The 26,549-nt window shown below is 69.5% G+C and carries 26 protein-coding genes and 2 pseudogenes; 9 read left to right on the top strand and 19 right to left on the bottom strand.

Going from position 1 to position 26,549, the window contains the following annotated elements; genetic code table 11:
- Complete coding sequence (locus CLM62_RS36980) at window positions 1–360, top strand: nuclear transport factor 2 family protein (protein ID WP_095754275.1); 360 nt, start codon at window positions 1–3, stop codon at window positions 358–360.
- 214 nt (window positions 361–574) lie between these two features.
- On the opposite strand, the gene CLM62_RS36985 is transcribed toward CLM62_RS36980, so the two are convergent.
- The 6 genes from CLM62_RS36985 to CLM62_RS37010 all read right to left on the bottom strand — a co-directional run bounded on the left by CLM62_RS36985 (window position 575) and on the right by CLM62_RS37010 (window position 6,444).
- Window positions 575–976, bottom strand: coding sequence for a hypothetical protein (locus tag CLM62_RS36985; RefSeq protein ID WP_095754276.1), 402 nt, complete (start codon window positions 974–976; stop codon window positions 575–577).
- Complete coding sequence (locus CLM62_RS36990; RefSeq protein WP_095754277.1) at window positions 973–1,521, bottom strand: hypothetical protein; 549 nt, start codon at window positions 1,519–1,521, stop codon at window positions 973–975. The genes CLM62_RS36985 and CLM62_RS36990 overlap by 4 nt, the downstream gene beginning before the upstream one ends.
- A gap of 184 nt (window positions 1,522–1,705) precedes the next feature.
- Window positions 1,706–2,587 (bottom strand): hypothetical protein, encoded by an 882-nt coding sequence (locus CLM62_RS36995; protein WP_095754278.1) that lies wholly within the window; start codon window positions 2,585–2,587, stop codon window positions 1,706–1,708.
- Window positions 2,584–4,482, bottom strand: a complete 1,899-nt coding sequence (locus CLM62_RS37000) for a hypothetical protein (protein WP_095754279.1) — start codon at window positions 4,480–4,482, stop codon at window positions 2,584–2,586. Before CLM62_RS37000 ends, CLM62_RS36995 begins: the two co-directional genes overlap by 4 nt.
- The gene (locus CLM62_RS37005) at window positions 4,479–5,867 is read right to left on the bottom strand and encodes an integrase (RefSeq protein ID WP_179382394.1); all 1,389 of its coding nucleotides are present in this window, start codon (window positions 5,865–5,867) and stop codon (window positions 4,479–4,481) included. The genes CLM62_RS37000 and CLM62_RS37005 overlap by 4 nt, the downstream gene beginning before the upstream one ends.
- 82 nt (window positions 5,868–5,949) lie before the next feature.
- Complete coding sequence (locus CLM62_RS37010; RefSeq protein ID WP_095754280.1) at window positions 5,950–6,444, bottom strand: hypothetical protein; 495 nt, start codon at window positions 6,442–6,444, stop codon at window positions 5,950–5,952.
- A gap of 175 nt (window positions 6,445–6,619) precedes the next feature.
- Here CLM62_RS37010 and CLM62_RS37015 point away from each other — a divergent pair, with 175 nt between their 5' ends.
- The 3 genes from CLM62_RS37015 to CLM62_RS37025 are packed head-to-tail and all read left to right on the top strand — an operon-like array spanning window position 6,620 to window position 9,755.
- A complete protein-coding gene (locus tag CLM62_RS37015) occupies window positions 6,620–7,612 on the top strand; it encodes a glycosyltransferase family 2 protein (RefSeq protein ID WP_095754281.1) in 993 nt (330 codons plus the stop codon).
- The gene (locus tag CLM62_RS37020; RefSeq protein ID WP_095754282.1) at window positions 7,603–8,847 is read left to right on the top strand and encodes a methionine adenosyltransferase; all 1,245 of its coding nucleotides are present in this window, start codon (window positions 7,603–7,605) and stop codon (window positions 8,845–8,847) included. Before CLM62_RS37015 ends, CLM62_RS37020 begins: the two co-directional genes overlap by 10 nt.
- Window positions 8,844–9,755 carry a sugar phosphate isomerase/epimerase gene (locus tag CLM62_RS37025; RefSeq protein WP_095754283.1) on the top strand — a complete coding sequence of 304 codons (912 nt, stop codon included), beginning with the start codon at window positions 8,844–8,846 and terminating at the stop codon, window positions 9,753–9,755. Before CLM62_RS37020 ends, CLM62_RS37025 begins: the two co-directional genes overlap by 4 nt.
- Before the next feature lie 28 nt (window positions 9,756–9,783).
- Here the strand turns inward: CLM62_RS37025 and CLM62_RS37030 are convergent.
- Window positions 9,784–10,317 (bottom strand): annotated as a pseudogene (locus tag CLM62_RS37030) (SLC13 family permease); the annotation flags it as partial.
- A 552-nt stretch (window positions 10,318–10,869) separates the two neighbouring features.
- Window positions 10,870–11,187 (bottom strand): DUF6233 domain-containing protein, encoded by a 318-nt coding sequence (locus tag CLM62_RS52260; protein ID WP_257004303.1) that lies wholly within the window; start codon window positions 11,185–11,187, stop codon window positions 10,870–10,872.
- 281 nt (window positions 11,188–11,468) lie between these two features.
- On the opposite strand from CLM62_RS52260, the gene CLM62_RS37040 reads away from it, so the two are divergent.
- From CLM62_RS37040 to CLM62_RS37050, 3 genes are all read left to right on the top strand, one after another.
- Complete coding sequence (locus CLM62_RS37040) at window positions 11,469–11,816, top strand: YciI family protein (RefSeq protein ID WP_095754284.1); 348 nt, start codon at window positions 11,469–11,471, stop codon at window positions 11,814–11,816.
- Entirely contained in the window at window positions 11,813–13,105 is a 1,293-nt protein-coding gene (locus CLM62_RS37045) for a sigma-70 family RNA polymerase sigma factor (protein WP_218835656.1), read from the top strand. The genes CLM62_RS37040 and CLM62_RS37045 overlap by 4 nt, the downstream gene beginning before the upstream one ends.
- 484 nt (window positions 13,106–13,589) lie before the next feature.
- Window positions 13,590–15,173: a hypothetical protein gene (locus CLM62_RS37050; protein WP_095754300.1), complete on the top strand. Its 1,584-nt coding sequence runs from the start codon at window positions 13,590–13,592 to the stop codon at window positions 15,171–15,173.
- A gap of 185 nt (window positions 15,174–15,358) precedes the next feature.
- Here CLM62_RS37050 and CLM62_RS37055 read toward each other — a convergent pair whose 3' ends face one another.
- The 8 genes and pseudogenes from CLM62_RS37055 to CLM62_RS37085 all read right to left on the bottom strand — a co-directional run bounded on the left by CLM62_RS37055 (window position 15,359) and on the right by CLM62_RS37085 (window position 21,816).
- Entirely contained in the window at window positions 15,359–16,771 is a 1,413-nt protein-coding gene (locus CLM62_RS37055) for an NF041680 family putative transposase (RefSeq protein WP_095754285.1), read from the bottom strand.
- Window positions 16,740–17,186 (bottom strand): hypothetical protein, encoded by a 447-nt coding sequence (locus CLM62_RS37060; RefSeq protein ID WP_143659214.1) that lies wholly within the window; start codon window positions 17,184–17,186, stop codon window positions 16,740–16,742. Before CLM62_RS37060 ends, CLM62_RS37055 begins: the two co-directional genes overlap by 32 nt.
- 336 nt (window positions 17,187–17,522) lie before the next feature.
- Window positions 17,523–17,951: a MerR family transcriptional regulator gene (locus CLM62_RS37065; protein ID WP_095754287.1), complete on the bottom strand. Its 429-nt coding sequence runs from the start codon at window positions 17,949–17,951 to the stop codon at window positions 17,523–17,525.
- Between the two features lie 23 nt (window positions 17,952–17,974).
- Window positions 17,975–18,976: an NADP-dependent oxidoreductase gene (locus CLM62_RS37070; protein WP_095754288.1), complete on the bottom strand. Its 1,002-nt coding sequence runs from the start codon at window positions 18,974–18,976 to the stop codon at window positions 17,975–17,977.
- A gap of 41 nt (window positions 18,977–19,017) precedes the next feature.
- On the bottom strand, window positions 19,018–19,659 hold the full coding sequence (locus CLM62_RS37075) for a hypothetical protein (RefSeq protein ID WP_095754289.1): 642 nt from the start codon (window positions 19,657–19,659) through the stop codon (window positions 19,018–19,020).
- Complete coding sequence (gene istB / locus CLM62_RS37080; protein ID WP_257004304.1) at window positions 19,649–20,458, bottom strand: IS21-like element helper ATPase IstB; 810 nt, start codon at window positions 20,456–20,458, stop codon at window positions 19,649–19,651. The genes CLM62_RS37075 and istB overlap by 11 nt, the downstream gene beginning before the upstream one ends.
- Window positions 20,455–20,904, bottom strand: a pseudogene (locus CLM62_RS52265) (transposase); the annotation flags it as partial. The pseudogene CLM62_RS52265 and the gene istB, both read right to left, overlap by 4 nt.
- A 12-nt stretch (window positions 20,905–20,916) precedes the next feature.
- Window positions 20,917–21,816, bottom strand: a complete 900-nt coding sequence (locus CLM62_RS37085) for an IS21 family transposase (protein ID WP_257004306.1) — start codon at window positions 21,814–21,816, stop codon at window positions 20,917–20,919.
- Window positions 21,817–22,404: 588 nt separating this feature from the next.
- Here CLM62_RS37085 and CLM62_RS37090 point away from each other — a divergent pair.
- Window positions 22,405–23,277 carry a trypsin-like serine protease gene (locus CLM62_RS37090; protein WP_095754291.1) on the top strand — a complete coding sequence of 291 codons (873 nt, stop codon included), beginning with the start codon at window positions 22,405–22,407 and terminating at the stop codon, window positions 23,275–23,277.
- 698 nt (window positions 23,278–23,975) lie between these two features.
- Here the strand turns inward: CLM62_RS37090 and CLM62_RS37095 are convergent.
- On the bottom strand, window positions 23,976–24,281 hold the full coding sequence (locus CLM62_RS37095) for a hypothetical protein (RefSeq protein WP_257004307.1): 306 nt from the start codon (window positions 24,279–24,281) through the stop codon (window positions 23,976–23,978).
- 237 nt (window positions 24,282–24,518) lie between these two features.
- On the opposite strand from CLM62_RS37095, the gene CLM62_RS37100 reads away from it, so the two are divergent.
- Window positions 24,519–24,839, top strand: coding sequence for a hypothetical protein (locus CLM62_RS37100; RefSeq protein ID WP_095754301.1), 321 nt, complete (start codon window positions 24,519–24,521; stop codon window positions 24,837–24,839).
- Between the two features lie 458 nt (window positions 24,840–25,297).
- Here CLM62_RS37100 and CLM62_RS37105 read toward each other — a convergent pair whose 3' ends face one another.
- Together CLM62_RS37105 and CLM62_RS37110 are read right to left on the bottom strand one after the other, a co-directional pair.
- On the bottom strand, window positions 25,298–25,522 hold the full coding sequence (locus CLM62_RS37105; RefSeq protein WP_095754292.1) for a hypothetical protein: 225 nt from the start codon (window positions 25,520–25,522) through the stop codon (window positions 25,298–25,300).
- Window positions 25,512–26,507, bottom strand: a complete 996-nt coding sequence (locus CLM62_RS37110) for a helix-turn-helix domain-containing protein (RefSeq protein ID WP_179382395.1) — start codon at window positions 26,505–26,507, stop codon at window positions 25,512–25,514. The genes CLM62_RS37105 and CLM62_RS37110 overlap by 11 nt, the downstream gene beginning before the upstream one ends.
- Window positions 26,508–26,549 lie beyond the last annotated feature (42 nt).

Consider the following 26,549-nt stretch of genomic DNA (forward strand, 5'->3'; position numbering starts at 1 on the left):
GTGACGGCCGACGATCGCCGAACCTCAAGATCAACTATTGGCGGCTTCTGCGCTTATCTCGGCGATCCCCCCGAGATCATCCCCGAGAACTTGCCCAGCCTGCGCGGCCGCGACGCCGTTGACTCCTTCTACGCCAGCACCTTCGCCGCCATCGGGATGGAGGTCAACGTGGAGGTGGTCTCGACCGAGGTCTACGACGAGATCGCGATCGTCCGATCCGAGCAGCCCGTCACGGTGATTGCCGTGGCCGACGGCACTCGCACCCAGGCCTACTTCCGCGAGCTGTTCGTGCTGCGTCGCACCCCGGACGGGTGGCGCATCCACAAGTACATGTTCTCCCAGAACCCGGCGCAGGCCTAGAAGCCGGCGGTCACCGAAGACGGTCGCGAAAAGGCGCACAAGCCCGAGGATCTGGGCCGGCTGTGGCTCGAGCGTGCCGAGGCCGGGGACATCGACGGCGTGCTCGCGCTGTACGAGCCCATCGGTGCCCTGTACTTCCAGGGTTCGGCCAGCACCGGCTACAGCGGACTGCGCAAAGCCTACGAGGCGCCCCGTCTTCTGCGGGTTGCCCCTCTCATCGACATCCTCTCTTGGAGTGGATCCTCGTGACCGCGGAAGCACCCTCAAGCGCCTCGCGTAGCTGTTCGTTGGTCAGTGCAAGCTGCTGGAGCTGGGCAACGGCGAGAGCGAGGTCTGAGGTCAGCTCCTGGTTCCGGCGGCGGAGTTTCGCGTTCCGGGCGATGAGCCTGTCGTGCATGGTGGGCCCGTCGGCGGGATCGGCAGGGGTGGACCGGAGGGTGCCGAGCTCTTGGGCGATGTCGGGGAAGCGGCGGCGGAACGTGGTGTTGCTCAAGCCGAGTTGTTGGGCCAGCTTCAGGACGCTGGGTTTGGTGTTGGTCTGCCGGCAGGTCTCGATCATCTCCGCCATCCGCTTGCGGACCAGGGCTTCAGGCAGGTCAGAGACGCGGGCGGTCATGCGAGGGGCTCCGCGCCGGTGTTGGCGGCCAGGAACTCGGTGATCTCGGCGTGACGCTGCTGGAGACGGTGCCGCAGGAGGGGAGGCATGGTCGGCCGGGCCGCCATCCTCTTCTCCAGGCCAGCCAGTTCCCGCATCCAGGCAGCGACGTTCTCCGGGGTGAGGGCAACATTTCTGCAGGCCAGGGGCTTGCAGCCGCCGTGGTCGGGAAGTCCATCGCTTCCGCCGCGCTTCGCCTTGTCACAGAGGGCCTTGGCGGGGTCGCGGACGCAGGTGATGTATTCGCCGGGATAGATCGCTGGGTCATGCCGTTTCATGATCCGCTTCAGGCGATGCTTGTCGAGCGCGATCTGTCCCTGGAACTGGGCTCGTTCGCCGAACTCGCCGAGTCGCCGGGCGACCTCTTCGGCCGATGGGCCGGTCAGGTCGGTGTGTTCGTGGGCGTCGATCATCGCGATGTAGGTCTCGCCGCGGGCGAGGGCCTGTTCGCTCTCGACTTCTGCCCGGAATCCGGAGGCGCTGGTGCCCGCGTATCCTTCGAACATTTGGATTGATTGATGCCGATATTGCAGGGCTCCGGCGACGACTCCGCCGGGCCGTCGTGCGATGAACCACGCGAGCGTGCGCCGGAAGACGCTGGTCTTAAACCCGGTGCGGCTGCGACCGGCTGCAGGGATGCTGTCGGACCGGCCGGAGGTGTCGCAGAGCTGATTGACGTAGGTGATGAATCTATTGATCTGTGTGCCCGTCGCCTTGGTGGTGAGAGCGTCGGCCGATCCCTTCTTGGCGTCGGATCCGTGACGGAGGCGGGCGAAGAGGAAGTCGGTCTCGGTTGGTTGGAGGCGTTCGAGGACGTCGATGGCCCGGGCGACGGGCTCGCCGACGACCCAGGTCGCCTCGACGCCGGCGGAGCGTGTCGGTGCGGACGGCCCGCCAGTTGGCGTCGGCGGCCAGGATGTCCGAGGCGAACTCGTCGACGAACCGCAGGGCCCAGCCCAGCAGCGGTCCCATCGTCTCCTCGGGGAGCCGGTCGGTGGCGTTCTCGCCACGGCGGGGCGCCTTCGACTCACCCCACTCCGGGATGTGGAGCGGGTCGAAGGAGAGTGCATGCTCGTCGAGGTGGAACCGCCAGCGCCAGAGGAGCCGGATGACGCCTCTCGCGATCGTCCGGCGGTCAGAAGACCAGGGATAGAGCACGTTGAGCTGCTTGCGGTAGGCGGCCAGGTCGTCCGGGGTGAGGGTGGACAGGTCAGTGCGGTGCAGTTCCCAACGTTTGTCCAGCCAGGTCAGGAATGCCTTCATGTGGGTGAAGGTGATCCTGATGGAGGTGATGCCCGGCGAGGACTCGCCGTCCGGCGGTTCGACGGACAGCAAGTGGTAGAAGAGCTTCTTCGCCGCCGACCGGAACCGCTGCGGAAGGCTCGGGAAGTTCAGGATGAGTGCGGCGTCGTGCGCTTTGAGCTGGGCGGGCCAGAGCCGCCAGATGTCTTCGCCGTAGCGGGAGGTGTCTTCCAGCCGGAACCCGGGCCGCAGCTGGCGGCCGTGCAGGACGTGGATGTTCTGCAGGGCGAGATCGGCAGGCGGGGAAGCGGCGAACGTGGCAAGGCTCATGGCTGTTCCCAGGGGGCTTCGACGAGGTCGAGGAGAGCGTCGGGCAGGGGGTTCTTGCGTTCCTTGGCGACCTCGGCCGGCGAGAACTTGGTGAGGATGTCGCGCCGGATCGCGATCCAGGCCGGGCCGTAGCGCTTCCACCAGTCGATCTCGTTCATCCGCTGTCGCAGGGCGCCGAGGCTGTCGAGGAGGCCGAGAAGTTTGGGCAGGTGGGTGCGGGTGACCAGGCAGTTCCCGCAGTGGAAGCAGTCCAGGAATGAGTCGCCGCATGGCGCCTGGGTCTCCGGGTTGTGATCATGGTCCTCGCAGGCGGTCCAGGCCGTGTCCAGTTCGCCGCCCGCCAGTTTGCGGGCGGTGTCCGGGGTCATGCCGGCCTCCTCCAGGTCGTGCGCGGTGCCAGCCTCGGGCAGGACCTTCGGGCCGCCGCCGCGGCGTTCGGCGGCTCGCCTGTGGGCGTCGGCGGCGGCACGTTCGGCGTCCACGAGCGCTTCGGAGACGACCTCCGCGGCCCACTCCCGGGTCGGTTCGGCCGGCTTGAGATAGTTGGCGTAGAGGACCTGGGCGGTGTTGCTCTTTGCGGAGGACGGCAGGTGGCCGCCCATCTGCCGGGTGCGGCGGGCATCCACGCTGGTCTTGATCTGGTTGAAAGTGATCCGCAGTGGCGGTGCCGGTGGCTGCTTGCCGTTCTTCCTCGGCGGTGGGTCCGCCAACACCGGCTTGGGACGCTCCGCTGCCCAGGCGGAGATCTTCATCGCGGATCCGTGGCCGAGGTCTGCCTCGAACGGAGCCCAGTGCTCCGCGATACCCGTGTTGCCGTCGCGGTGATTGTTGCGCCAGAGCGCGAACGCGGTGGTGGCGCCGCAGAAGGCCCGGCCGCGGGCGGTCAGCTCCAGCAGCAGGAGATAGAGGCCGCCGGGCGTGTGCAGTTCACGGTTCTTCGGTCCGATCTCCCAGGTCACCGTCTCGAACCAGCGCTTGGCGCCCCGGCGGCGTTTGACCACGGTCAACTCGACGGCGCGGTCTTCCAGCAGCCGGTGGTTGACCGGCAACTCCTTGACCGACTCTCCGTTCCGCTCGGTGACGATCATCAGGAGGACCACCAGGGGTGCCAGGTCCTTCCAGGTCAGGAACAGCTCGGAGGCGAAGGCGACTCTCTGGGCCTGCCGTTCCTGGCGGCGTCGGGCGGGCTCTGGGACGACGCCGCTGTCGGCCATCAAGGCCAGCATCTCGCCCCGCTGAAGGTCGTCCTCGCCGAGCTTGCCGGGGTCCTCGCGATAGCGTCGCAGCAGGTCCTCGCTGGCCCGCAGGCGCCGGGCGATCCGCGCGGTGTCAGCCCTTGCCGCGGCCGTCAGCCGGTCCAGTTCCCCGATCGAGTAGCCCCCGACCGGCTGTGCCGGTGGCTTCGGCAGGCGCCGGTTGAACGCGTCCAGTGCCTCGGCCGGGAAGTCGTCCTTCAGCTGTGGGTCGGTGAACTGCGTGCGCAGCTCCAGCAGCATCGAGTACTTCGTTCGCGGGGAAATGTCCGTGCGGCCCCGGTAGGCGTCGACGTGTGCGCGGGTCAACTGCTGCGAAGACCCGGGCGGCGGGTCGAGGGACGGCAGGAACTCGGCCCAGTTCTGGACCGCGTTCCAGGCATGCCGCGAGCTCTCCAGGGTCCTGGCGCCGCCGCTGTAGCCGGTCCGCAGGGCGACCGACCGGGCCAGGAACAGACGCCAGCCCGGCATCGGCAGCGTACTGAAGTCGAAGGTGCGGCTGCGGCCGTCCTCGCCGTGGAAGTCGACGGCCAGGGAGTCCGCCGCGTCCGTCCTGACCAGCGGCGGGGCCTCGTAGGCTCCGGAAGGTGTCGCGGCCGGGCGGCCTGGTCCGGTGCTGCCCCGGCCGTGGCGCCGACTCACCGCGTCACCGCTCCTTCGGGCAGGTCGGCGGGTGGCGTCCCGTCGCCGAGCTCGACGACCGGGGTGTCCCGCGGGTCCTCCCAGGTGTCCGGGACAAGGGCCATGCGCGTCTCCATCTCCAGTTCCTGTAGCGCATGCAGATAGATCAGGGTCGACAATTGCGAGGCGTGACCGAGCCTGCGGCGGATCCAGTCCACCGGGTCTCCGAAGATCTTCTGGTAGTGCTGGCGCTGGGCCGGATTCATCTCGCCGAGCGCCGCGAGGTGGCCGCGCTGGAGCTGTTCCAGAGTGATCACGGCGAAGGTGTGCCTGCAGAGGTGGGCGTGCGCCCTCTCCTCCAGCCCGGCCTCCTCGCAGCGCTGGTTGGCCGCGGTGAACATGTCCTTCCAGGTCGACAAGGCCAGCGGCATCCCGTCTTCGCCGAGCCAGAACATCGCCGGCTCGAGGCCCTGCTCGGTGTCCACCAGCAGCCGGCGACGTTCCAGCGGGCCGAGCAGACGCACGTCCACCCGCTGCCCGGCCATCGCCCCCGAGGTGTACTGGGCAAGGCGCGGAAATTCCGGGTCCGAGATCACCAACGGTCGGCGGATCCGCCGGTAGCGGCCTGCGGCCTGGGCCTCCTCCACCACCAGGGCCCGGTCCTCGAGGGCGTAGGCCGTCAGGTCCCGACGCGAGGAGGCCGGCGCATAGAGCCCCCGGGCGGACTCCCGCTTCGCGATCGACTTCGGAAGCCAGAACTTGCTGTATCCGGGCGGCCCCTCACCCAGCGGGATCTCGGACTTCAGCAGGGTGGACTGTTCCTCGAGCCGCATGCCGCCGCGGACCAGCATGTCCGTGAACGTCGCGTTGCGCGAAGCCCATCGGCCCCGGAAGTTGTCCCTCGGCAGCCCGTCGCGGTCGTATCCCCGTACCCCCACGTCCCGCCAGCGCCGGTAGGCCGCAGCCGGTAGCCACTCGATCCTCTCGCCACCCTCATCGTGCGCGTAGGACGCCGGGACCTTCTTCCTCTCCGTGACGACGGGCCGGCCGCCTGACGAGGTCGCCCTCTCTTTGGCCTCTCGCAGGGGGATCGGGATCTCGGCGACCCACTTCTGCCGCTTCGCGTGCTTGTAGAACTGGAACACGTGCGAGATGTCCTGGCTCCAGGTCGCGCCGCCGATGCGAGGCCCTTTCGCGTCCTGACGCCGCCAGTGGCGGTAGGCCCGGTGGTCATCCTCCGTCGCATCACGCCAGTCCTTGGCCCAGCGGGCCTGGTGCAGGAACGTAAAGTAGCCAGCCAGGGCCCTCGCCCGGTTCCTCTGGCTGTTCAGCGGACCCTCGAGATAGTCCACCCGATGGAGGTACGAGTTCAGGTCAACGTCGTAGACGTACCGGGGTGACAGCAAGTACGGCGTTCCGTCAGGAATGCCCTGGTCATCGAGCCAGCACTCCCACTCCTCAGGACGAATCTGCAGGTACCAGAGCTCATCACGCGGCTGCGGTAAGTCCCGCGAGGTGAAGTGGACGGACCAGCGATTTCGACTCAACACCCGCGGACCGTACAGGTACGAGGTCACTGACCGGTCGTGCACAAGCGAGGTCGCCCAGAAGACCGGCGCCCATGTCGTGGTCCCCTGCCTCGTGGGCGTTGTGCAGGCCGGCGATCCAGTACTGGCTGGCGTGGGTGTGGCGGCCCAGGTCGAAGCGGTCCCAGGCGACGGTCTGGGACAGGGACGCCGCCAGGGTCGGCCAGTCGGCGGCACGAACGATGTCCGCGGGCCAGCCGAGCGCTTCGGCGATGTAGATCTGGGATTCCTCGCTGGGCTCGACGCCACGTTGCCATTTACGCACCCGCGCCTCGTCCGTGCCTGAGCGCAGACCACGCCGGGCGGCAGCGGCACGAATACCGGAGACGAGCTCGTCCATCGTCATGCCGAGCGCGAGCCGCGCCAGGGCCAGCGGGTGACGGGTGGTCTCTTCCACACCTTCATCCAATCACCCAGCGCACAGGACCGGTTACTCCTGCGCGGTGGCGGGACCCCTGCGGGACCCCCTCCAACTGCTCGACCCAGTCGAACAGTTGAGCCCATTCTCGTCTTCTCGTGCCGCAGCGCGCGGCAACGGGATCCCACTGGAGCTTGGGAAGAGAGGAGCACCGATGGCAGCACAGTCGGATACGCCGCTGGTGTCCGTGGTCGTCAGCGCCCGCGGAAACACCGCGAACGTGCGAAGTCTGCTGAATAGGCTGGCAGCGCAGACGCTGCCCGGCGGACAGATGGAAGCGGTCGTCGTCGACAACGACCCGCCCGGCCCCGTCCGGCCGATCGCTGACGCCGTACGCGACGGCGACTGGCCGTTTCCCGTGCGGGTGCTGTACGAGCCGACCCCAGGGTTGAGCGCGGGCCGCAACCGCGGAATCTGCGCGGCCCGCGGACAGTACGTCGCCATCACCGACCCCGACATCACCCCCGAACCCGGCTGGCTGCAGGCCCTCGTCACCGCGATCGAGGAAGAGAAGGTGTTCGCCGTCGGCGGCCGCACCCACGTCACCTACCCGGGCGGCCAGATCACGGCGTTGACGAAGGCACTGCGCGAGTGCCACGGCGCGGTGGACTGGCCCGAGGACCGGGCGCCGGCCGTGTGGCCGTACTGGGTCACCGGCTGCAACCTGCTCTTCCACCGCCAGACCGCGCTCGACATCGGCCTGTTCCGTACCGATCTCGGGCGCCGCGGGCGGTGGATGGGCGACTGCGAGGACCTCGAGTTCATCGACCGGGCCCGCCAGGCCGGCCACCAGACCCTCATCGAGCCGGCCGCCGTCGCCTCCCACCCCATCTACCGCCAGGAGACCACCCTGCGGTACTTCGTGCGCCAGGGCGCCGGGCACGGCGTGTGCGTCGCCCGGATGCACCTGAGCGTGATCGTGGAGCCCGCCGCGATCCAGGCCGGCAGCGACGCGGTGCACGCCGCCGTCATCAACCTCGCCGCCGGGTGGACCTTCCTGGACCGTGCCCGCGCCGTCGAAGGCGCCCGCGACCTCGCCCGGATCAGCGCCTATCACCTCGAACGTGGCCGCCTGTGCTTACTCGGCCGCCGCCCCATCGCCCTCGCCCAGCACGCCCCCGAGAAGGAGATTCCCGCATGGACGTGACCACGACGGCCGGACTGACCGCCGCTTCGGCCCTGTTGGGCGTCGAAGTCGTCGAACGCAAGGGGGCCGGTCACCCCGACACCCTCGCCGACGGAGTGGCAGAGGCGATCTCCCGCGCCTACAGCCGCTACTGCCTCGAGGAGTTCGGCGCGATCCTGCACCACAACACCGACAAGACTTCCCTGCTGGGCGGGGCCGCCGACGTGCGCTTCGGGCACGGCGAGCTCACCGTGCCCGTCCAGGTCCTGGTCAACGGGCGCATCACCGCCGCCCTCGGCGACCACGCCATTCCGGTCGCCGCCATCGTCACCACCGCCGCGCGCGACTACCTCGCCCAGGCCCTGCCGCTACTCGACGTCGACCGGTGGGTCGATGTACGGCCGCGACTAACCCAGGCCTCCAGCCCCGGCGCCGTCAGTGCCCCGGATGCCGCCCCGCGCGAGGCCTCCCGCCAGCGGTGGTTCGCCCCGCGCACACTGGACGACCTCGCCGAACGGCACCGCATGTTCTCCAACGACACCAGCGCCGGCGTCGCCTACTGGCCGCTCGGGGTCGGCGAGCAGCTCGCCCTCGGCATCGCGGAACACCTGACGAGCGAGGCGTTCCGCGCCGAACACCCCTACTACGGCACCGACATCAAGGTCATGGTCGTCCGCCACGGCCCGCGCGTGCAGCTGACCGCATGCGTGCCGCAGATCGCCTCCGAGACCCCGGACCTGGACACCTACATCGCCCACCGGACCCGCGCCCGAGACCTGATCACCGAACTCGCCGGCAGGATCGCGCCCGAACACCACGTCACGGTCTCCGTCAACACCCGCGACGACGACACCCGGCCCGAGCTGTACCTGACGGCCACCGGCTCCAGCATCGAGTCCGGTGACGAAGGCGTCGTCGGCCGCGGCAACCGCGCCAACGGCCTGATCAGCATGCTGAGGCCCTGGTCCGCCGAAGGCGTCTCCGGCAAGAACCCCGTCTACCACGTCGGCAAGCTCTACAACCTGGCCGCCGCCGAAGCCGCGCGCCGACTGCACGAGGAAACCGGGCTGGACTGCGCGGTCGCGCTCGTCTCCCAGTCCGGCCGGGACCTGACCGACCCCTGGCAGGCGATCGTGCAGAGCTCCGGGCCCAACCCCCTCGGCGCCGCCCGCGTCCGGCGGGTCATCGCCGACGTCATGGCAGACCTGGGCACGCTGCGCGAGCAGCTGCTCGAGGGAAAGCTGGCCACGGCATGACCGCGCCCGTCACCGACGACGTCACCGGGCGGTTCGTGCCCTGCCTCAACCCGGCCACCCTCTCCGGCATCCCGCTGCCGACGTTCCTCGCCCTGGCCGCGGGCGCCGGATTTCCCACGGCCGAAGTCTCCATCCAGCAGGCCCAGGCCCACGGCCCCGCCCGGTTACGCGACCTGCTCCAGGAGCTCGGCGTGAAGGTGACCGCCGCGAGCGGCATCCTGCCCGCCGGACCCGTCCTGCCCGCCCCGCTGCTGACCGCCCCGGACACCTACCGCGCCTGCCTGGACGATCTGGACGGCCGACTCAAGGCCATGACCGCGCTGGGCTGCACCATCGCCACGACCGTCCTCAACCCCCGCTCCCCGCTCCACACCACCAAGGCGCGGGCCGTCGCGCGCAAGCGGATCGCCCAGCTCGCCACCGCGGCCGCCGTGCACGGAGTGCGGCTCGCCATCGAAGCCGTCAGCGTCCGCGCCGGGCTGCCGCCCGAGCTGGACGGCCCGCACCCAGTTGCCGACACCCTGCCGCAGCTGGCCGAACTGCTCGACGACACCGACACCGACCACGCCGGGCTGCTGGTGGACTCCTTCCACTGGGCGGCCGCCGGAGCCGACCCGGCCCACATCACCGGCCTCCCCCCGGGCACCGTCGCGCACGTACAGATCGCCGACACCCCGGCCAGCCCCACCGCCGGTGAACTCACCGACAGCCAACGCCTGTTCCCCGGAGACGGGACCGTGCCCTGGCCGGCCTTCGCCGACGCCCTGGCCCGGGCCGGCTATGCCGGGCCGGTGTCGGTGGAGCTGTTCAACCCCGCCTTGCGGGCGCTGCCCGCAGGCGAGATCGCCCGCCTGTCCCACCACGCGGCCACCCGCTGCTGGACCCTCGCGAAGGCAGGACCCCGATGACCCCCACCCCCACCACCGTGCGGCCGTGGCGGCTGAACGTCAGCCCGGACGCGGTAAAGGCCAGCAGGTTGGTCAGGTTGGAGACCGGAAGCAGCAGGGAGGCCGTGTTCGACAGGTGCGCGCTGGCATAGACGTGGGGCTTGGGCCGGGCACCCATGCGCGCGGCCGTGGCGAACACGACGGGGGTCAGCAGGACGACGGTGGCATCCAGACTCAGCGCCGCTGTGATCACCGACGCGAGGGCGAACACCACCCCGAGCAGCCGTCGTGGACGGCGGTGGGCCCAGCGGGCCATCCAGGTACCGCAGGCATGGAAGAGTCCCTCGTCGTCGCAGAGCTTGGCCAGCACCAAAACAGCGGCCAGGAAACCAATGACGGGGCCCAGCCGCTCAGCCTCCTGCCGTACGTGGTCGAACGGGGTGGCGCCGCAGACGGCCACGAGGACGGCGCAGGGCACCGCGAAGACCGCCTCGGGCCACCGGAACGGACGGATGACGGCGCACACCAGCACCACGATCAGCGCGGCGACGGACACGGACTCAACCAGCATGCGCCCGATCATCCACACCAGGTGTCAGCACCTGAGCGCGGGGTCCCAGCGCCTGGGAAGGCCACCCAGGCGCTGGGGACGAGCCACGGTCCGGCAGTGCCACTACTCGGTGTCGGCCCGCTTCATCGGCCAGAAAGTGCGGGTGCCGCGCCTGGCTGTCCGCCCCTGCATGCGCCATCCGCTGGACACCGGTCCCTTCGGGGAAGGCCGGCCTGCGCTCTAGCTGGCAATCCGTTTGGGGATCCTTGGCCCAAACATTGCGGATTTATCAGACATATTGGGCCTGGATGTTGGCAGGGTGGGAATGCGCCCGTCGCTCGCCACCCTGCTGGGAGGCTCCACCGCATGGATCACATAGCCCGTCCCGACTCTCACAGCCTGGCCCCCCGCCCAGACCTCGCCCTGGCCCGGGACTGCGTGACCTGCAACGGATGGGGCACTGTCGTCAAACCCGGGGGCCGCCTCCAGCTGTGCGCGGCTTGCCAGCAACCCACCAGTGCATCCGCGGTCACCTCGCCGAAGTCGTGAGCGGCGGGCGCGCGACCGGGCGGGGACGGGGACGGGTCAGGTGAGTGGTCCGAAGGCGATGTCCGCCTGGCATTCCGGGCAGGCCACGGCGCCGGGACGGCGCAGGACATCGAGCGCATCGAGCACTGTCAGCTCCGCACCGTCGGCGGGCGCTTCCTCGCAGTCCCACACGTGCACGACGAACGCGCCGGGGCGGCCGCCGACGGCCGGTTCCCGGTGGATTTTCCAGGCCCATCGGTCGGCCGCCTGTGCGGTCGCTCCTCTCGGTGCAACGGATAGGTGGGGACTCGGTCGTAGCGGACGCCGTCGATCGGCCGTGCCTGGGCAGGGGTCAGCCAGACCCGGTACTCGCATGGCTCGACGGTCTCAGAGGCGAACTGGTGGGTAGGCAGTATTCCGCGGATGCTTAACTCGGGACTTGAGGAGTACCGAGGGCGCCGGTAGCCGTCATAGCCAGGGGTGTGGAACGTCGGGACGAACGTCGTCATGCCAGGACTGACGGCCCTCAGCGGCCGAGGCACCATAGCCGCAGCGGCCCGGGGCATCTGAAAAAGTTCGCGTACGGTCTGTCGAATTCGCGTCGCCCGTCCGACGTAGAGGCGTACCGACCAGACACACAGCCAGGGAGACCCGTTATGGCCCAGTACGCGATCCTCATCTTCGACAACCCCGCGGCCGGCGACTACACGCCCGAGCAGCAGGCGGCGAGCAAGCGGCACGCCGACGACCTCATCGACTCCGGCGCCATGATCACGGCATACGCGCTGCAGTCCACCGACACCGCCACCTCGCTGCGCGGTGACGTGATCACCGACGGCCCCTTCATCGACTCCAAGGAAGTCATCGCCGGTGTCTGCATCGTCGAGGCTCCCGACTTGGACGCCGCCCTGGAGCTGGCCCGTCGGAACCCGGCCGTCCAGTGGGGCCGCGGCGGTGTCGAGGTGCGGCCCATCGCGGGCGGCATCGCGCCCCTCGCCCGATGACGGCTGCGACGGACGCGAGGCAGGCGGTCGCCGACGCGCACCGGCGCGAGTGGGCCCTCGTGCTCGCCGCGACAGTGCGCGTCGCCCGCGACCTGGACCTGGCCGAGGAATGCGTACAGGAGGCCTACGCCGCGGCGCTGTCGGCCTGGGAACGCGACGGGATCCCGGGCAACCCCGAGGCGTGGTTGACCACCGCGGCAAAGCGCCGGGCGATGGACGCGATCCGCCGGGAGCGGACGTTCCGCTCGAAAATGCCGCTGCTGGTGGAGCCCGAAGGGGCCGTCGACGAGCTCGCCCTGGACGAGGCGGACGAACAGACGGAGGGGGAGGCCGTGGACCCGGAGGATGTCGTCCCCGACGAACGGCTGCGACTCATCTTCACCTGCTGCCACCCCGCGCTCGCGCAGGAGGCGCAACTCGCGCTCACGCTGCGGCTGGTGTGCGGGCTCCCGACACCGGACGTCGCCCGGGCGCTACTGGTATCGGAACAGACGATGGCCGCCCCCATCACCCGGGCGAAGAAGAGGATCTCCGCCGCCCGCATCCCCTACCGGGTGCCACGCCCGGCGGAACTTCCGGACCGACTGACAGCCGTGCTCGGCGTGCTCCACCTGCCGTTCACCGCCGGGCACACCGCCCCATCAGGCCCCGCGCTCATGCGCACCGACCTGGCCGACCGCGCTCTGCACCTGGCCCGCACACTTCGGGACCTCATGCCCGACGAGCCCGAGGTCCGCGGGCTGCTCGCACTGATCCTGGTCACCGACGCCCGGCGCGCCACCCGGACCAGCGCCGACGGCCGGCTGCTGCAACTTGCCGAGCAGGACCGCTCACTGTGGGACCGCACCGCCCTGGACGAGGCGCACGAGTTGATCGTGGCCGGGCTGCACGGCGGCCGCGCGGGGCGCTACCTGCTGCAGGCGGCGATCGCCTCGCTGTACGCCGAGGCACCGACGTACGAGGAGACGGACTGGCCACAGATCGTGACCATCTACGACAGGCTGCTGTCGCTCTGGCCCTCACCGGTCGTCGCACTGAACCGGACCGTTCCGGTGTCGATGGCCCACGGGCCGGCGGTCGCGCTGGCGCAGGTCGAGGCGCTGGAGCTGGACAGCCGGCTCGCCCGGTACCAATACCTGCCGGCTATCAAGGCGGACCTGCTACGGCGCCTCGGCCGTACGGACGAGGCGGCGGCCGCCTACCGGCAAGCCCTGGAGCTGACCGGCAACGAGGCTGAGCGGGCGTTCCTCACCGCGCGCCTCACCCACCAGGAGACCAGCCCCGCGTAAGGGAAGTCCGTTGACGTCAGCGGAGCGCACTCACCTCACCCTTTTCAAGATCACCAGGTTGGCGCGGAAGTACACCGTAGTGGTCCGCCAAACTCATCGGTCATGGCCAGGTGAGACCGGGAGACAGGCTCTAATTCGCCCACTTCTGGGCGGTGCTGGGGTGCATGCCTCAAGTAGGTACCGACCTGCCAGCCTTCCCCGCTCAGTCACTGAACGTCACAGATCACCGGTTCTGAAACAGCTTCTGACTTGACTTTTAATCTCAGTAACTATCGCCCGGTGCCAACAGGCCCTCTTGACGTGAATACTGCAGTTCGCATGGCATGCACTCCATCCGCTCGGACTCGGGAAGCCCGCGTCTCTGGCATCTCCGGATGGGCCCAGACGGCGCTAAACCCAACGCTCGGCCCGTCGCTGAGCAAGGCGGCTAAGATCGCGGACAAGGAGCGCCAATAGGCCGGTTGACACCTTGGGGGGCACAAACATGCCTACGCCTGAGCGAATTTGGGCGGACGCTGATCTCCCCACACGTCGGCTCGCCGGGCTGGCTCTCAACCCGTCCGCGCCGGAGAGCATCCTGCTGCGGCTGCTCGCCGACGCTCCGCTCGCAGTACGGATGGTGCTGTGCCGGGACCGCATCCTGCCCGACGCCGTCGTCGACGCGGTGATCGAGCACCCCGACGCCTACACCCGCAGCTTCTTCGCGCGTAACCCCTATGTTGATCCGGCCCAGCGAGTTCGACTGCTGGACGATCCCGACTGGTTCGTCCGCGCCCACCTCGCCGACGGACCCCGAGTGGCCAACCCCGCCTCGCCCAGACCCCTGCCCGACGAGGCCGTCGTCCATATGATCAGCACGTATGACGACGAACTCCTGGGCGGTTTCTTTCACCGGCAGATCTCCACCGGGCTGCGCCGATCCATGCCCACGCATCCGATCGCGAAGGTCCGCCGTTGGGGGGTCGGCATGTGGGCGCTGCTGTCCGCTGAGACACGTGCCGCACTGCTAAGAGACCCCGACGACACGGTCCGGGAGACAGCGCAGCGGCATGCGCGGTACCAGGATCCGGCGTGGGTGGAGAGCGCGCTCCCTGACCGACCGTGCCACGCCCGCACGGACATGCTGCTCCACCACGCCCTCAGCACAGGCGTAGTGCACGGCGTCCTCGCTAGTCCGGCCGGCAAGGAGGACAAGGCGATGATCGCCGTCAACCCCACCCTCCCTCCCGACGCAGTGGTTCTCCTGGCCGCCGATCCGATTCCGGAGATACGGGGCCTGATCGCGCAGCGCGCAGACCTCAGACCCGCCGAGCGCCGCGCACTCGTCGGCGATCCAGACCCGGACGTGCGCACGAGGGTCGCGTACCGCGCGGACTTGGGACCGGCCGAGCGCCACGCGCTCGCGACGGACCCCGACCCCAACGTCCGGCTGGCCGTGTCCGTCCACCCAGCACTGAACGAGGAGGAACGGGCCCAGATCGACTACCAGGTCCCCATGGACCACCCCTTCGTCTTCCACCCTGCGCCCGAGGTGCCGCGGGATCCCGGGACCATCCGTCGGAACGCGCTCTCCAGCCACCCACTGCTGCGCCGGCAAGCAGCCAGGGACCACCTGCTGTCGCCGGACCTTGTGGTGCGCCTGGCCGCCGACGACGACCTTGGCGTGCGCGTCCTGCTGGCCCAGAACCATCCAGACGCTCCCGCGCCGCTTCTGCTGCGCAGCTTCCTCGAGTACACCGGCCCCGAGCGCAGCCACCTCACTACCCGGCCTAACTTTCCGACCGACGGACTGGCGGCCTTCGCCGACCACGAGGACTCTGAGGGCCGGGCCTTGGCCGCACGCGACCCCGAAACTGAGCCGGAAGCCATGGAGCGGCTCACCCAGGATCCGGACCCTGCCGTGAGGTCTGCGGCGACGCGCCACCCGAATCTTCCGCAGTCCCGGCTGGCAGTACTCCTCGACGACGAGGAGTTGGCCCACGCCGCGGCTGCGAATCCGGCTCTGGACTTGGACACGATCCGCCGGCTAGTGGAGACGGACGGCCAACAGGCACGGCCGCCGGCGTAGTGGGGACTCCTGGTTGATCGCTGCGCTCCGCGAAGAACGAGTTGTGAAACACCGACAGAACGAGGCTTCACTCCACCGGTGTTCCGAAACCATATGCCGCTCAGAGAGAGGGGCGATCACAGGCGCCGCCTACGTGACGGTCTCGATCATCCATTGGCAGACAACGCAGCGAAGAACGTTAAAACTCAAGCTGAGCTTGTTTTTTTAACCTCTGATGCTGTCGCGCTCGATGACGCTCTCGGGTCGTCTGGTCGTCTGGTCGTCTTCCCGACGTCATAGCGGGGCGCAGGGCGGCGATTCTTGGAGCCTAGCGGCCTTCCTGGTCCGGGTGTTGATGGTTTAGGTGCACGGGCCGGACAGGCCAGGTGCGGGCGGAGGTGCCGAAACCCCCGGCGGACACGGGCCGGGGTGAGTCGTGCGGGCTCGGCCGGCCTCTCCCAGGGCCGGCGGAGATCCGCCGCGGCTTCGCGGGTGAGCCGGAGTTGGGTGTTGGCGGCGATCACGAGCCACGTCCAGCGGTCGCCGGCCCCGGGGGTGCGGAGCTTCGGCCGGGTCCATCCGAGGGTCTGCTTCATCAGCCGGAAGGTGTGCTCCAGGTCGAATCTCCTCAGGAACGCCTGCCAGCGCATATCGATGCCCTCGCCGGTCAGGCCGGTGGCAGAGGACCACAACCAGACAGGCAGTGGGTCCCCACCACCGGGCAGGCAGTTGACCTGGAGGCGGATCAAGGTGCCCTCGATGATGGGAAGTTCACCGGTGTGGTCGATCCAGGCGGAGCGAGTGGTCAGCCGGGGGTGGATGCGGTCCCAGGCCATTGCTCGGGCGGTGCCGTACCGGTCGGTGACTTGTGTCGTTGCAGCGTCGGGTTCGCCCCAGGTCTCTGGCTTGGTGAAGCGGAACTCCTTGCCGTGTTTCCGCGGCCGTCCGCCCTGCGGCGGGGAGATCCAGGGCACCGGGACCGGCTTGCGCATCACCCGGTCCGTGCGCATTAGTCCAAGGACCTCCACCGGCAGCCCGGCCAGGAGGTGCGCCATGCGTGGGGCGTCGTAGCCGGCGTCGAAGACGACCAGGATGTCGCGGTCGCCGACGTGCCACCGGCCCATCTCGATCAGATCCACGACCACCCGGTGGACCTGGGCGGCCGTGACCTCGGCGACGTCGTCGTCCGGCCCGAGACGCACGGCGTCCAGGAGCTGGCACCAGGACGTCCGGCCCGATTCCAGGGCGGCGACGAAGGAGTACGGCCAGCCGGGTATGAACTGGTCCGAGGACCGGCCGCTGCGGCCGTAGACGTGGCAGAACAGACGGTCGGCGCTGGTGGGGGCATCTGGGCGGAGCCAGTGGCTGATGTCGACCGCGAGGACCAGGCGCCCGTCGGCTGCCTGCGGCATGGGCAGGCCGGCCAGCACCTGGCGCAGCCGGGGCACGCCGACGTTCCCGCGGTTCAGCGCGTCGTACATGGCACCGTGCCCGCGCCGGTGTTCAGCCACCAGCGTCAGGTCCACCGGCGCCGTCACCGGCCCGTCCGCGCACAGCAACGCGTCCACCAGGTCGAACAGTTCGTCACTACTCGGTCCGCCACCAGCCCTGTCCGACATGCCAGTCCCTCACCCAGTGCAGGAAATCGCCCCCCGGCTGATCGGACGGGCGGTCGGCATAGGGTGCGGCGCATCCGTCTCTGAGCCACCACACCCGGCCGCGTTGCGGCCCGGTCACCACCAGCGTCCAGTACTCACCGGGTCTGTCGCTGCCCAGCAGCACCGAGCCGTGCTGGTAGGTCCGGTGCAACAGAGACGAGTGGCGGGTGTGGTCGTAGTAGTCGTACTCCCACTGCCATTCCTCCTCAAGAGGGAAGGGCTGGCCGGGCACGCGTACGGCGGCGCCATCGAACGGTTCCGGGCTCATCCAGCAGTCCGCTTCCCAGACGGCCCAGCTGTCCGGTTTCTCTCCCAGGGGCAGCAGACCACATTCGTCAGGCGGACCATCGTCGGTACCGTTCGCGATCTCGGTCACGAAAGTGCGATACGGCTCAGGCAACATCACCCCGTGCCCTCGCTCCCACACCCGAAGCTCTTCCCTGTCCAAAGGGCGGTGACGGACCTCTGCCGGAAAGGCTTCACGCAGGACGGCTATCGCACCCGAAATCGCATCTTCCACGCCCTACAGGTATCACCGGTCACCGACACTCTGGCCTCGGACCACTGCACGCAGCGGGTTAAAAGAGCTCAACTTGAGTTCTAACCTCCGGGGTTCGGAAGCGTGGCGGCATTGCTCTCGAAGGGCGGCCACGTCGGGCGTCGTGCACGGCGGCAGGCCTGGACCATGTGGCACCCGACTTGGGGAGACAGATCAGCGCTCAGGCGTAGGTGCAGGCACGCTGTCGCTGTGAGGGGCCGGCGAGCATGCGGCACCTGGTGACCCTTCTGCAGCTGCGGCGAGACCCTGCCGCAGGTGTGTGAGGCGTGTGATCTCTGCGTCCAGGGCCGCAAGGCGATCGGCCACGACGTCACTGAACTCGCCGGGGCGGCCGGCGCAGGAGGCCGACGGCTGTTCCTGGACGAGGAGGTCCAGTCGGTGGGCGCGGCGGCGGATGTCCTCCAGGGTGAGGCCCAGCCCCAGGAGGCTGCGGATGACGCGGACGCGGGCCACCTCGGCGAAGCCGTATTCGCGTTGGCCGGACGAGGTGCGTGGCGGAGGCGGAAGCAGGCCGCGTGCCTCGTACAGGCGCATAGCGCGCGGGGTGGTTCCAGCGGCAGCCGCTGCCTCGCCGATCCGCATGTCCGCTCCCGTCCCGTCCTGTCTTACAACTCCACGATGGACGCCCCGAAGGAGCGGCCGGCAATCAGTTCGGGCAACGCGCCCGGGGCGCGCTCCATTCCGCGGACCGGGGTGTACGGGAAGTGGATGTCTCCGGCCTGCAGCCAGTCCTCGAAGCGGGTCTCCCACTCGGCCTCGACGTCCGGGTGGTCCACGCCGTTGTAGCCGGCGATCGTGATGCCCCTGGTCAGCAGACGGTAGGTGTCGAGCACGGCAGGTGCACTCCCACCCGCTCGGTCTGGGGACAGCTGGCCGTCCAACGCACCTACCAGGGCGATCCGGGCGCCGCGGTTCGCTGCGTGGACGGCGGCCGTCAGCAATTCGCCGCCCACGGTGTCCAGGACGACGTCGATGCCGTCCGGCGTCGCCTGGGCGAGTTGCCTGCCGACGGAACCCGCTCCGCGCAGCACGGTGGCGTCATAGCCGAGCTCCCGCTCCAGTCGCTGAGCCTTCTCCGGTGAGCCGGTGCTGCCGATCACCCGGGTGGCGCCCAGTAGCCGGGCGATCTGGCCCGCCATGGTGCCCACGGCTCCGGCGGCGCCGGTCACGAACACGGTGTCTCCCTCCTGAACCTCGGCCAGCCGGGTCAGCGCGCCGTACGCCGCGGAACCCTGGGCGAGATGGTCCACCGGGTCGGGCAGGGTGCCGTCCAGCAGCCGGCACTCGGTGGCGGCAGGCGCCGCGTACTCCCGCCACCCCTGAAGGTGCAGCACCAGCCGCCCCTTCTCCAGCGGTCCGTCGACCACCTCGCCGATCGCGGGGCCGAACAGGGTGTCGCCAGGGTGCAGGGGCGGCAGCGGGACATCGCGTGTCTCGCCCCCGATGAGGGTGCGCAAGCCCGGGAAGACGAGAAAATGGGTGTTACGGACGAGCACCTGGCCGGCCTCAGGACGGGGTATGGGCGCTTGTACCAGGGTGAAGTCGTCCGGAGTCGGCAATCCATCGGGGCGGCGGACCAGGCGTACGAGACGGTGAGTCGCATTCATGGTCGGACGCTAAGCCCTGCCCCATGGGGCAGGGGCAAGCCTCAGCTCCGAGAGGTTTCCGTACACCGGCCAAGCGGCTCTTCTGTCGGTGCGTGTCCCAAAACCCCTGTGCACCGGCGAAAGCAACACTCAACGGCGGCGTGTCCACAGTTCCGGGTCGCGGTCGGCTCGAACGGGTCGCGTTCCAGGGCCGATTGGCGTGATGAGGGTCGGCTGACGGGTCTGGGCTGCGGTGGCAGCTCCGGCAGTGAGGGCGGACTTGCGGCCTCGCCGAGCCGGCGGGCCCGGTCTTCGTCGCGAGCCTGGTCGCGTCTGCGTTCGGCATCCTTGCGGCAGGTCGGCGAACAGTAGATCTGGCGGGTGGTCTTCAGGGTTTCGAAGGGGTCGTCGCAGACGGGGCAGGTGCGCTTTTCCCGGATGTCTTCGCTGGTACGGGCGGCGATGCGGCACTCTTCGGTGCAGTAGATGCGCTTGCGGCCCGCGGTGGTGGTGAACTCGTTTTCGCAGACGGGGCAGGTCTGCTGGACGGGTTTGCTCTGGCGGTTGGTCTCCTTGCAGGTGGGTGAGCAGAAGACCTGGCGGCTGGTGGCGGTGGCGACGGTGAAAACGGTCTCGCAGACCGGGCAGCGGCGGGCCATCTCGGACGTGACCTCGGTGGTGTCGGGGGTGTTGTCAGGAGACACGCGCGTTCACCCCGGCTCGGATGGCTTCGGCCTGGTTCTGGTGGCCGCGCAGCCGGTAGGAGGGGCCGTCGATGCCGGCGACTGCGGCCCGGTGCAGGAGCCGGTCGAGCATCGCGGCGGCGACCGTGGCGTCGCCGAAGGCGCCGGCCCAGTCGGCGATCCCGACGTTCGTCGTCAAGATCGTCGAGGATTTCAGATACCTCTGGTTGATCACTTGGAACAGGGCGGATGCTCCGTCCTCGGGCAGGGGGAGGTAGCCGAGTTCGTCGATGACCGGGAGTTTCGGTCCGGCGAAGAAGTTCATGCAGGTCTTCCAGCGGCCTTCGAGGGCCGCTTTGTGGCATTTCGCGGCCAGTTCGGCGGCGGTGGTGAAGTAGACGCGGTGTCCTGCCTCGACCGCGGCCCGGGCCAGGGCGACCGCGAGCATGGTCTTGCCGACGCCGGGCGGGCCGACGAACAGCACGTTGGAGGCGTCGTCGAGGAAGCGCAGGGTGGCCAGGTCGCGGATGAGTTTCTCGTCGACGCCGGGCTGGGCGGCGAAGTCGAGGTCGTTGAGGGTCCACGGTTCGGGCAGGCAGGCGAAGCGGAGTCTGGCGGCGAGCCGGCGGGCTTCGGTGGCCTCGACCTCGATCTCGAGCAGGCGTTCCAGGGCCGCGGTCAGCGACATTCGTTCGGTGCGGGCCTGGTCCAGGACCCGGTTCAACGCCTCGGCGGCGTCGTTGAGTTTGAGGTAGGACAGGTGGCCTCGCAGCTGCTGGAAGCGGCGTGCTTCGCTCATCTGCATGGGCGACGTACTCACTCCGGGTTCTCCTCCTTCGTCGGTGGGGGAACACTCCGCAGCCGGTCGGCCACGGCGGCATAGTGGGACAGGTCGATCACGACCCGCTCGGCCGGAGTGCCGGCCACGGTCTGCCCGCGCAGACGCTCGGCTTCCGCGAGAGCGGCCTCCGAGGGCGGCTTGCGGACCTTGTTCTTGCACGGGGCCCGGTCGGAGAACGACGCCAGCACCGCCCGCTCCAGCGCGATGACGTGGCCGTCGTCGCGGACGGTCTGCCCGGCGCCGCGCGGGGCCCGGCGGTGCTGGGCGATCACTGCCCGGCCCGCCGTCGCGATCCGGAGGTCGTCCTTGCCCAAACGGTGCAACACCTTGACCTGGACTCCGGGCAGCCCCGGCGGCATGGAGTAGAAGTTGCCGTCGAACTGCACCAGACTCTGCGGGCTGACCGTGCGCTCGACCTCCAGCTCGGCCGGGAAGGGTCAAACGGGGATGTCCAACAACGGCTCGGCAGCGGCGAGTTCACCGACCGTGGTCACCACGCCGTCGATCCGGCGGCGCCGCTCGTCCATCCTGACGGCGAGTTTGTCGACGCCGGACTGGGCCTGGACGACGGTCAACCCGTCGGGAACCGTGCGCCACCAGCGTTGCGCGGCCGAGTGGTTGGCCTTCTCCACCACGCCCTTGCGGTTGCCGCGGCGGGGCGGGCAGATGTCCACCCCGGCCCCGTAGTACTTCGCGACCGCGGCGAACGCCGCGGTCATCTGCCCGCTGGAGGGGTAACAGACCGTCGCCATCCGGTCGAACCGCCACCTGCGCGTGGTCCCGCCGAGCTTGCGCATCACCTCGTCCAGGGCCTGGACCAGATGCGGGAAGTCCTCCGACTCCGACAGAACCGCCCGCCACCGGCCCGAGTGCGCGAGCGCCCCGACCAGAAGATGGGCATGCTCACCCACTCCCCACCCCTCCGGCGCATCGGGCAACTCCAGCCAGTCGAACTGGATCTCCTCACCCGGCGGGTGCGCGATCACCGCGACATTGCGGCCGGTGGAGGCGTGACAGGGCTCGCAGTGCGGCCGGACCTGATAACGGCGAAGCGCCCGCGTGAACGTCGAGTACGCACTCTGATAGCCGAGCGCGGTCACCTCGTCGAACAGCGTCGAGGCCCACACGTGGGGATCGTCCGCGAGCCGTTGTCGGCAATACGGCAGGAAAGGCACGAACGCATCCGGCGCCTGACGCCGCTGACCGGGGACCCGCTCACCATTCAGATAGGCGCGGATCGTCTTGCGATCCCGGCCCAGGTGCCGTGCGATCGCCGAGATCGTCCATCCCTGGCGACGCAGAGCGTGAGCATCCACGTCTTCCTCCCGCGTGAGCATTCAGGCCCCCGACCAGGCCGAACTCATGGCTCACGCAGGCTCTCCACGACACACCCAGGCACATTCGACACGCCGGGCAACATCACGCGAAAAGACCGAACCAGGTCACACGAAGGGTGGGGAGATCAACAGAGCAGGTTTGCCCCACGGCTGAGCAGCAGGTGGGGAGATTCAAATAGCCCCATCATGGTCGGGCTCGGTGTACCGCAGCACCTCCTGGCAGTTCTGCACGCCCTCGGAGACCAGGTGATGGATCGCCCGGCGCAGCGGCTCGGGCATCGGGTGGAGTCCATGGCCGCACGGTAGAGGGGCCGCGCCTGTCACCACCGCAGTTGCGGCTCCTGGTCACCCGTACAGCCCAGACACCGTCACGGCCGCCGCCGGTCGGTACAGCGGCGACGTCCGCCAGACGCAGGTGCTGAACCTGACCGACACCGAAGCCGCCGCGTAGACCACCCGCGCGCCCTACTAGGGAAACCCCTCGACCTGCGGGCACGGCCTTGCCACGGATCTTGCCGCAGGGTTCACTGGCGCTGCTCACCCCCCACAGGAGAACATCCGTCCCGTCCACCGAAGGGCCCCGTTCTCTTGACTCCTGTACGCGCCACCGCCGTCCTCGCGGCCGCCTGCGCCGCGGTACTCGCCACCGCGGTACCGTCCTCGGCCATCAACTCCTACAACGCCACGCCCGCCCCGGAACGCACCGAGGTCGGCGCGCTCGTGGCCACCTGGGACAACGACGACAACCCCGCGACCCCGGACCGGGTCGACTGGGTCTGCTCCGGCACCATGATTGACGCGGACACCTTCCTGACCGCCGCGCACTGCACCACCGACTGGCCCGACAACGTCAAGTTCTACGTGTCACTGGACCAGGACGTGCAGTCCGGCCTCGACGCCGCCGCGAAGAAGTACCCGGGCGACCCGGCCGCGCAGGCGAACGCCGTCGCCGTCCAGGGCACCGCCCACAGCCACCCCGACTACCCCGGGCCCGCGTCCGACACGCACGACATCTCGGTGATCGAGCTGCCCGCAGCGCAGGTCAAGGCCCGCTGGACCTTCACGCCGGCCACGCTGCCCACGGCCGACCAGCTCGGCAAGCTCGGCCCCCAGGGCCTGAACTCCACCGACTGGTTCGTCGCCGGATACGGCACCCAGGAGGCCGTCAACGGCCCCGGCGGCCAGACCCACCCCGGCGGCGGCGTCCGTATGAAGGCGCCGGTCACCTTCGACGCCCTCAACAACTCCTGGGTCCGCCTTGCGATGACCGCCCCACAGGGCAACGGCGGTGCCTGCTACGGAGATTCGGGTGGCCCCAACTTCGCGATGCTCGGCGGCCGGACCGTGCTGGCCGCCACCACCATCACGGGCGACACGCCCTGCTACGCGACCAACGTGACGTACCGCCTGGACACCCCGGGCGCCCGTGCCTTCCTGTCGCCGTTCGTGAAGCTGCCGTAGTCCGTTCCTGAACCGCCGCGGCTGCTCCTGGGACTGCCGTACGGATTCCCGAACCGCACCCTTCGGCCCCACCGCCGCACGGCCGACCACCCCGCCGCCTCGCGCACCGCCCGAGCGGCGGGGCTCCGCCGTTCTTCCCCACCCCGCGCCCTCCCCCACCGTTTCCCGGCGAGGCTGCGGCGATGAGCGGCACCGGGCCCGCCGAACCCGTGTCCGCCGGTGCGAGTCGCGACATCACCATGGAAACAACCGTCTAGGCTCGACTCGGCGCTGCCACTGAGGAGTTCACGTGTCCTAAACCGCCCGCCGCGCCCCCGACACCACGGCAGCCCGCGAGGCCCTGCACCGCGCGCTGCGGCTCCTGGACGACCAGGACAGCCCGAACGCGCTCGCCGAGGCCCGGGCGGCTGCCCAGACGGCGGTAGACGCAGTGCCCTACCCATGGCGGCAGCCGCACTGTGCCGAGTACCGGCGCAACGCGAGGGAAGACACCTGTCACAGCCGCACCTGCACTCGTTGTGCTGCGCTCAGGGCTGGCGACCCCATGCCGGACGACGACTACTGATCAGCAGGCCCTCAAGCGAGGCACACGGGCGAGATCAAAGGAGAAGCCCCCGGCGGCCGCTGATTCGCAGCGGTCGCCGGGGGCTTCGTGGGGGTCGCCCGGAGCCGACGGGGGAGGCGGCGCCGGGCGACGATCAGGGGGAGGCCGTGGTGATCGCCTCCGCAGCAGGAGCGGTGCCTTGGAGCCGGTCCAGCCGCTCGTACAGTGCCCGCAGCGTACGGGCCCGGTCCCTGACGCGGAGCAGGTTCCGCGAGGGCCGCGCCAGGCAGTCGTCGGCCTGGCCCATCACGAATTCGGCGAACAGCCGCCGGCCGTCGTCCTCGGGCAGGCTGACCGCGAGCGCGCGGACGTCGTCGGCGACCGCGCGGGCGGCTCCGGCGAGCAGCAGCCCGACCTGTTCGTAGTCATCGGGCCGGCGCGTCGGGATCGGACCACGCAAGCACGGCACGGGCGACACGCTCGTGCGTGGTGCGATCGAGCGGCAGCTCCGCGTCGATGCGTCCTTCGGGGTCGTACAGCACGGTGTAGCGACACGGGCGCCTCTTCGGGTGTGTCGACAGGAAGACCTCGCAGACCCCGCGCGAGCCGGTCGGCGGGGATCAGGGCGGGCGGCTCGCCGCCGCGCGGGTAGCTGATGAGGTCGGCGGCCGCCGTGCTGTCGTCGTAGGTGGCGGGCATGAGCACCCCGGAAGAACCCAGCCTCGAGGACGTCCTCGCTCGCGCCCGCGAAGCCTCCAAGGAGCTGGCCGCCGTGCTCGATGAGCCGCCGCCGTGGGAGCCGATCTGGAAGCGGCCCCGGAAGCCGAAGTCGAAGGCGGAGAAGAAGCAGGAGCTGCGCAAGCAGCGCAGGCGACTCCAGGACGCCGGACGCCGCCGCTTCGCCGCCGGACAGTCGCGCCGGCCCCGGTCCCGGCAGAACCGCGTCGGCAACGCGGCCGCGCGCCGTGACGCTCGTGCCCTGTCCCGGGTGCGGCACTCCACCGCCTGGCTGTGGTGACCATGTCGCGCATCGTCCACTCAGTGCACCGCACGATGTTCTGCATCCAGTGCGCGATGCACGACATCGGGTGCGGAACATCCGATGCGCGACATCCAGTCGACTCCACTCTGGTGCGCACCGGATGACGATGCCCGGCGTTCCAGCGCGCTCCACGATGCGCCGCACTCGATGTTCTGCACCGCACCGGTGCGCATGCCGCCCGGCCGAACCTTGGCCAGGTTCGGCCGGGCGCGCGTCGTTCCTGGACCAGCCTCGCTACCCGGCACGTTTCCCCTTGTCAGCCTCCGTCCCGGCCGCCGATCAGGTCGCGGACAAGGGGGTGTGTGATATAGGCACCCGGCCGGGTTCCGGTGCGCACCAGGTGCGGTGCGCGGTGTGGGTGGTGCGCGGTGCGGTGCGCGCCAGCCGGCCGTGGTGCGCGCACCACCCGCACCGCAACCGGGCGGTGCGGCGCGCTACATGTCGGCGGTGCGCGCCGACTCTGCATCGACGGCCTGGCGCAGGGCGGCGGCCGCCAGCTGCTCCAGGATGTCCGCGACGTCCTCGTGGTCCTCGGTACGGGGACGGGGCGACCACATCGTCGACGGATGCGCCGGCCGTCCGGCCACAGGTCTGCTGAGGCGGCGGCCCTCGATCCCCGCGGCCGCCGCCTTCGCCGCATGAAGATTGTCACCGGACACTGCCGGTAGCGCTTCTGTCCCGCGAAGTACCCATGCTGACGCGGTACTCACTGGGAGACATCCCGGTGAAGGAACGGAAAGCGCGCGAAAATGTATCGGCCTGGGGATAGCCCCACCTGCAGGCGATGGCATGAACGGACAGGTGCCGCAGTGCGGGATCGGCCAGGTCCCGGCGGCAGTTCTCCAGCCGCTGCTGCCGTATGAAGGCTCTGGGCGTCGTGCCGTTCTGCTGGAAGATCCGGTGCAGATAACGCACCGATATGCACTGGGCGGAGGCGATGGCTTCGGGCCCGAGATCGGGGTCCGCGAGATGGTTGTCGATGTAGGAGGTGATACGGAGGAACAACGTGTTCCTGCCCGACTCGTCCCACAGGGGCGAGTCGCCGTCGAGATGGTGCCGCAATGCCGCCGTCAGCAGACCGAGGAGCGTGTCCTGCAGGGTGGCCGCGTCCCGGGGCGTACAGGCGCCGTATTGTTCGGCGACCCCCGCCATGAACTGGGCGAAGAGGCGGCCGACGCCCTCCGTCGTCGACAGCGACAGCCCGCACAGGCTGGTGAATCGCCGCTCCGGAATGGGCAGGAGCTTCTTCGGGAACTGGAAAACGATCGTCCTGGTCGCAGTGTCTCCGGTGAAGCTCTCGAACGGCTGGGAACTGTCGAAGAACCCTATGTCCCCGCGCTGGAGAAGGGAATTCTGCCGGTATTGTTCGATACCCACCTCCCCGGCCGTGACGAGCGCCGCGTGATACAACTCCGGGTCCGACTGCCTGACGAGTCGGGGCGTCCTCTGCGCCACTACTGAGGCATGAGAGAGGTCGGTTATCTGGCCGGTCCCCAAAGGCATCACTGTTATACGTCCCTTGAAGCCCGCTCCGTCGAGAAACCGGGTGCGCTGCGTCACCTGCGCCATGGCCATGACCTCGACCCAGGCATCGGCGCGTTCCCCCACCACGAGTTCACCGGTGTCGATGACCGTCGCCTCCAACCTCGTTCCCCCCAATTCGCAGCGATCGAATCCCCGCACACA

This window comes from Streptomyces sp. SA15 (assembly GCF_002291145.1).
Classification (GTDB): Bacteria; Actinomycetota; Actinomycetes; order Streptomycetales; family Streptomycetaceae; genus Streptomyces.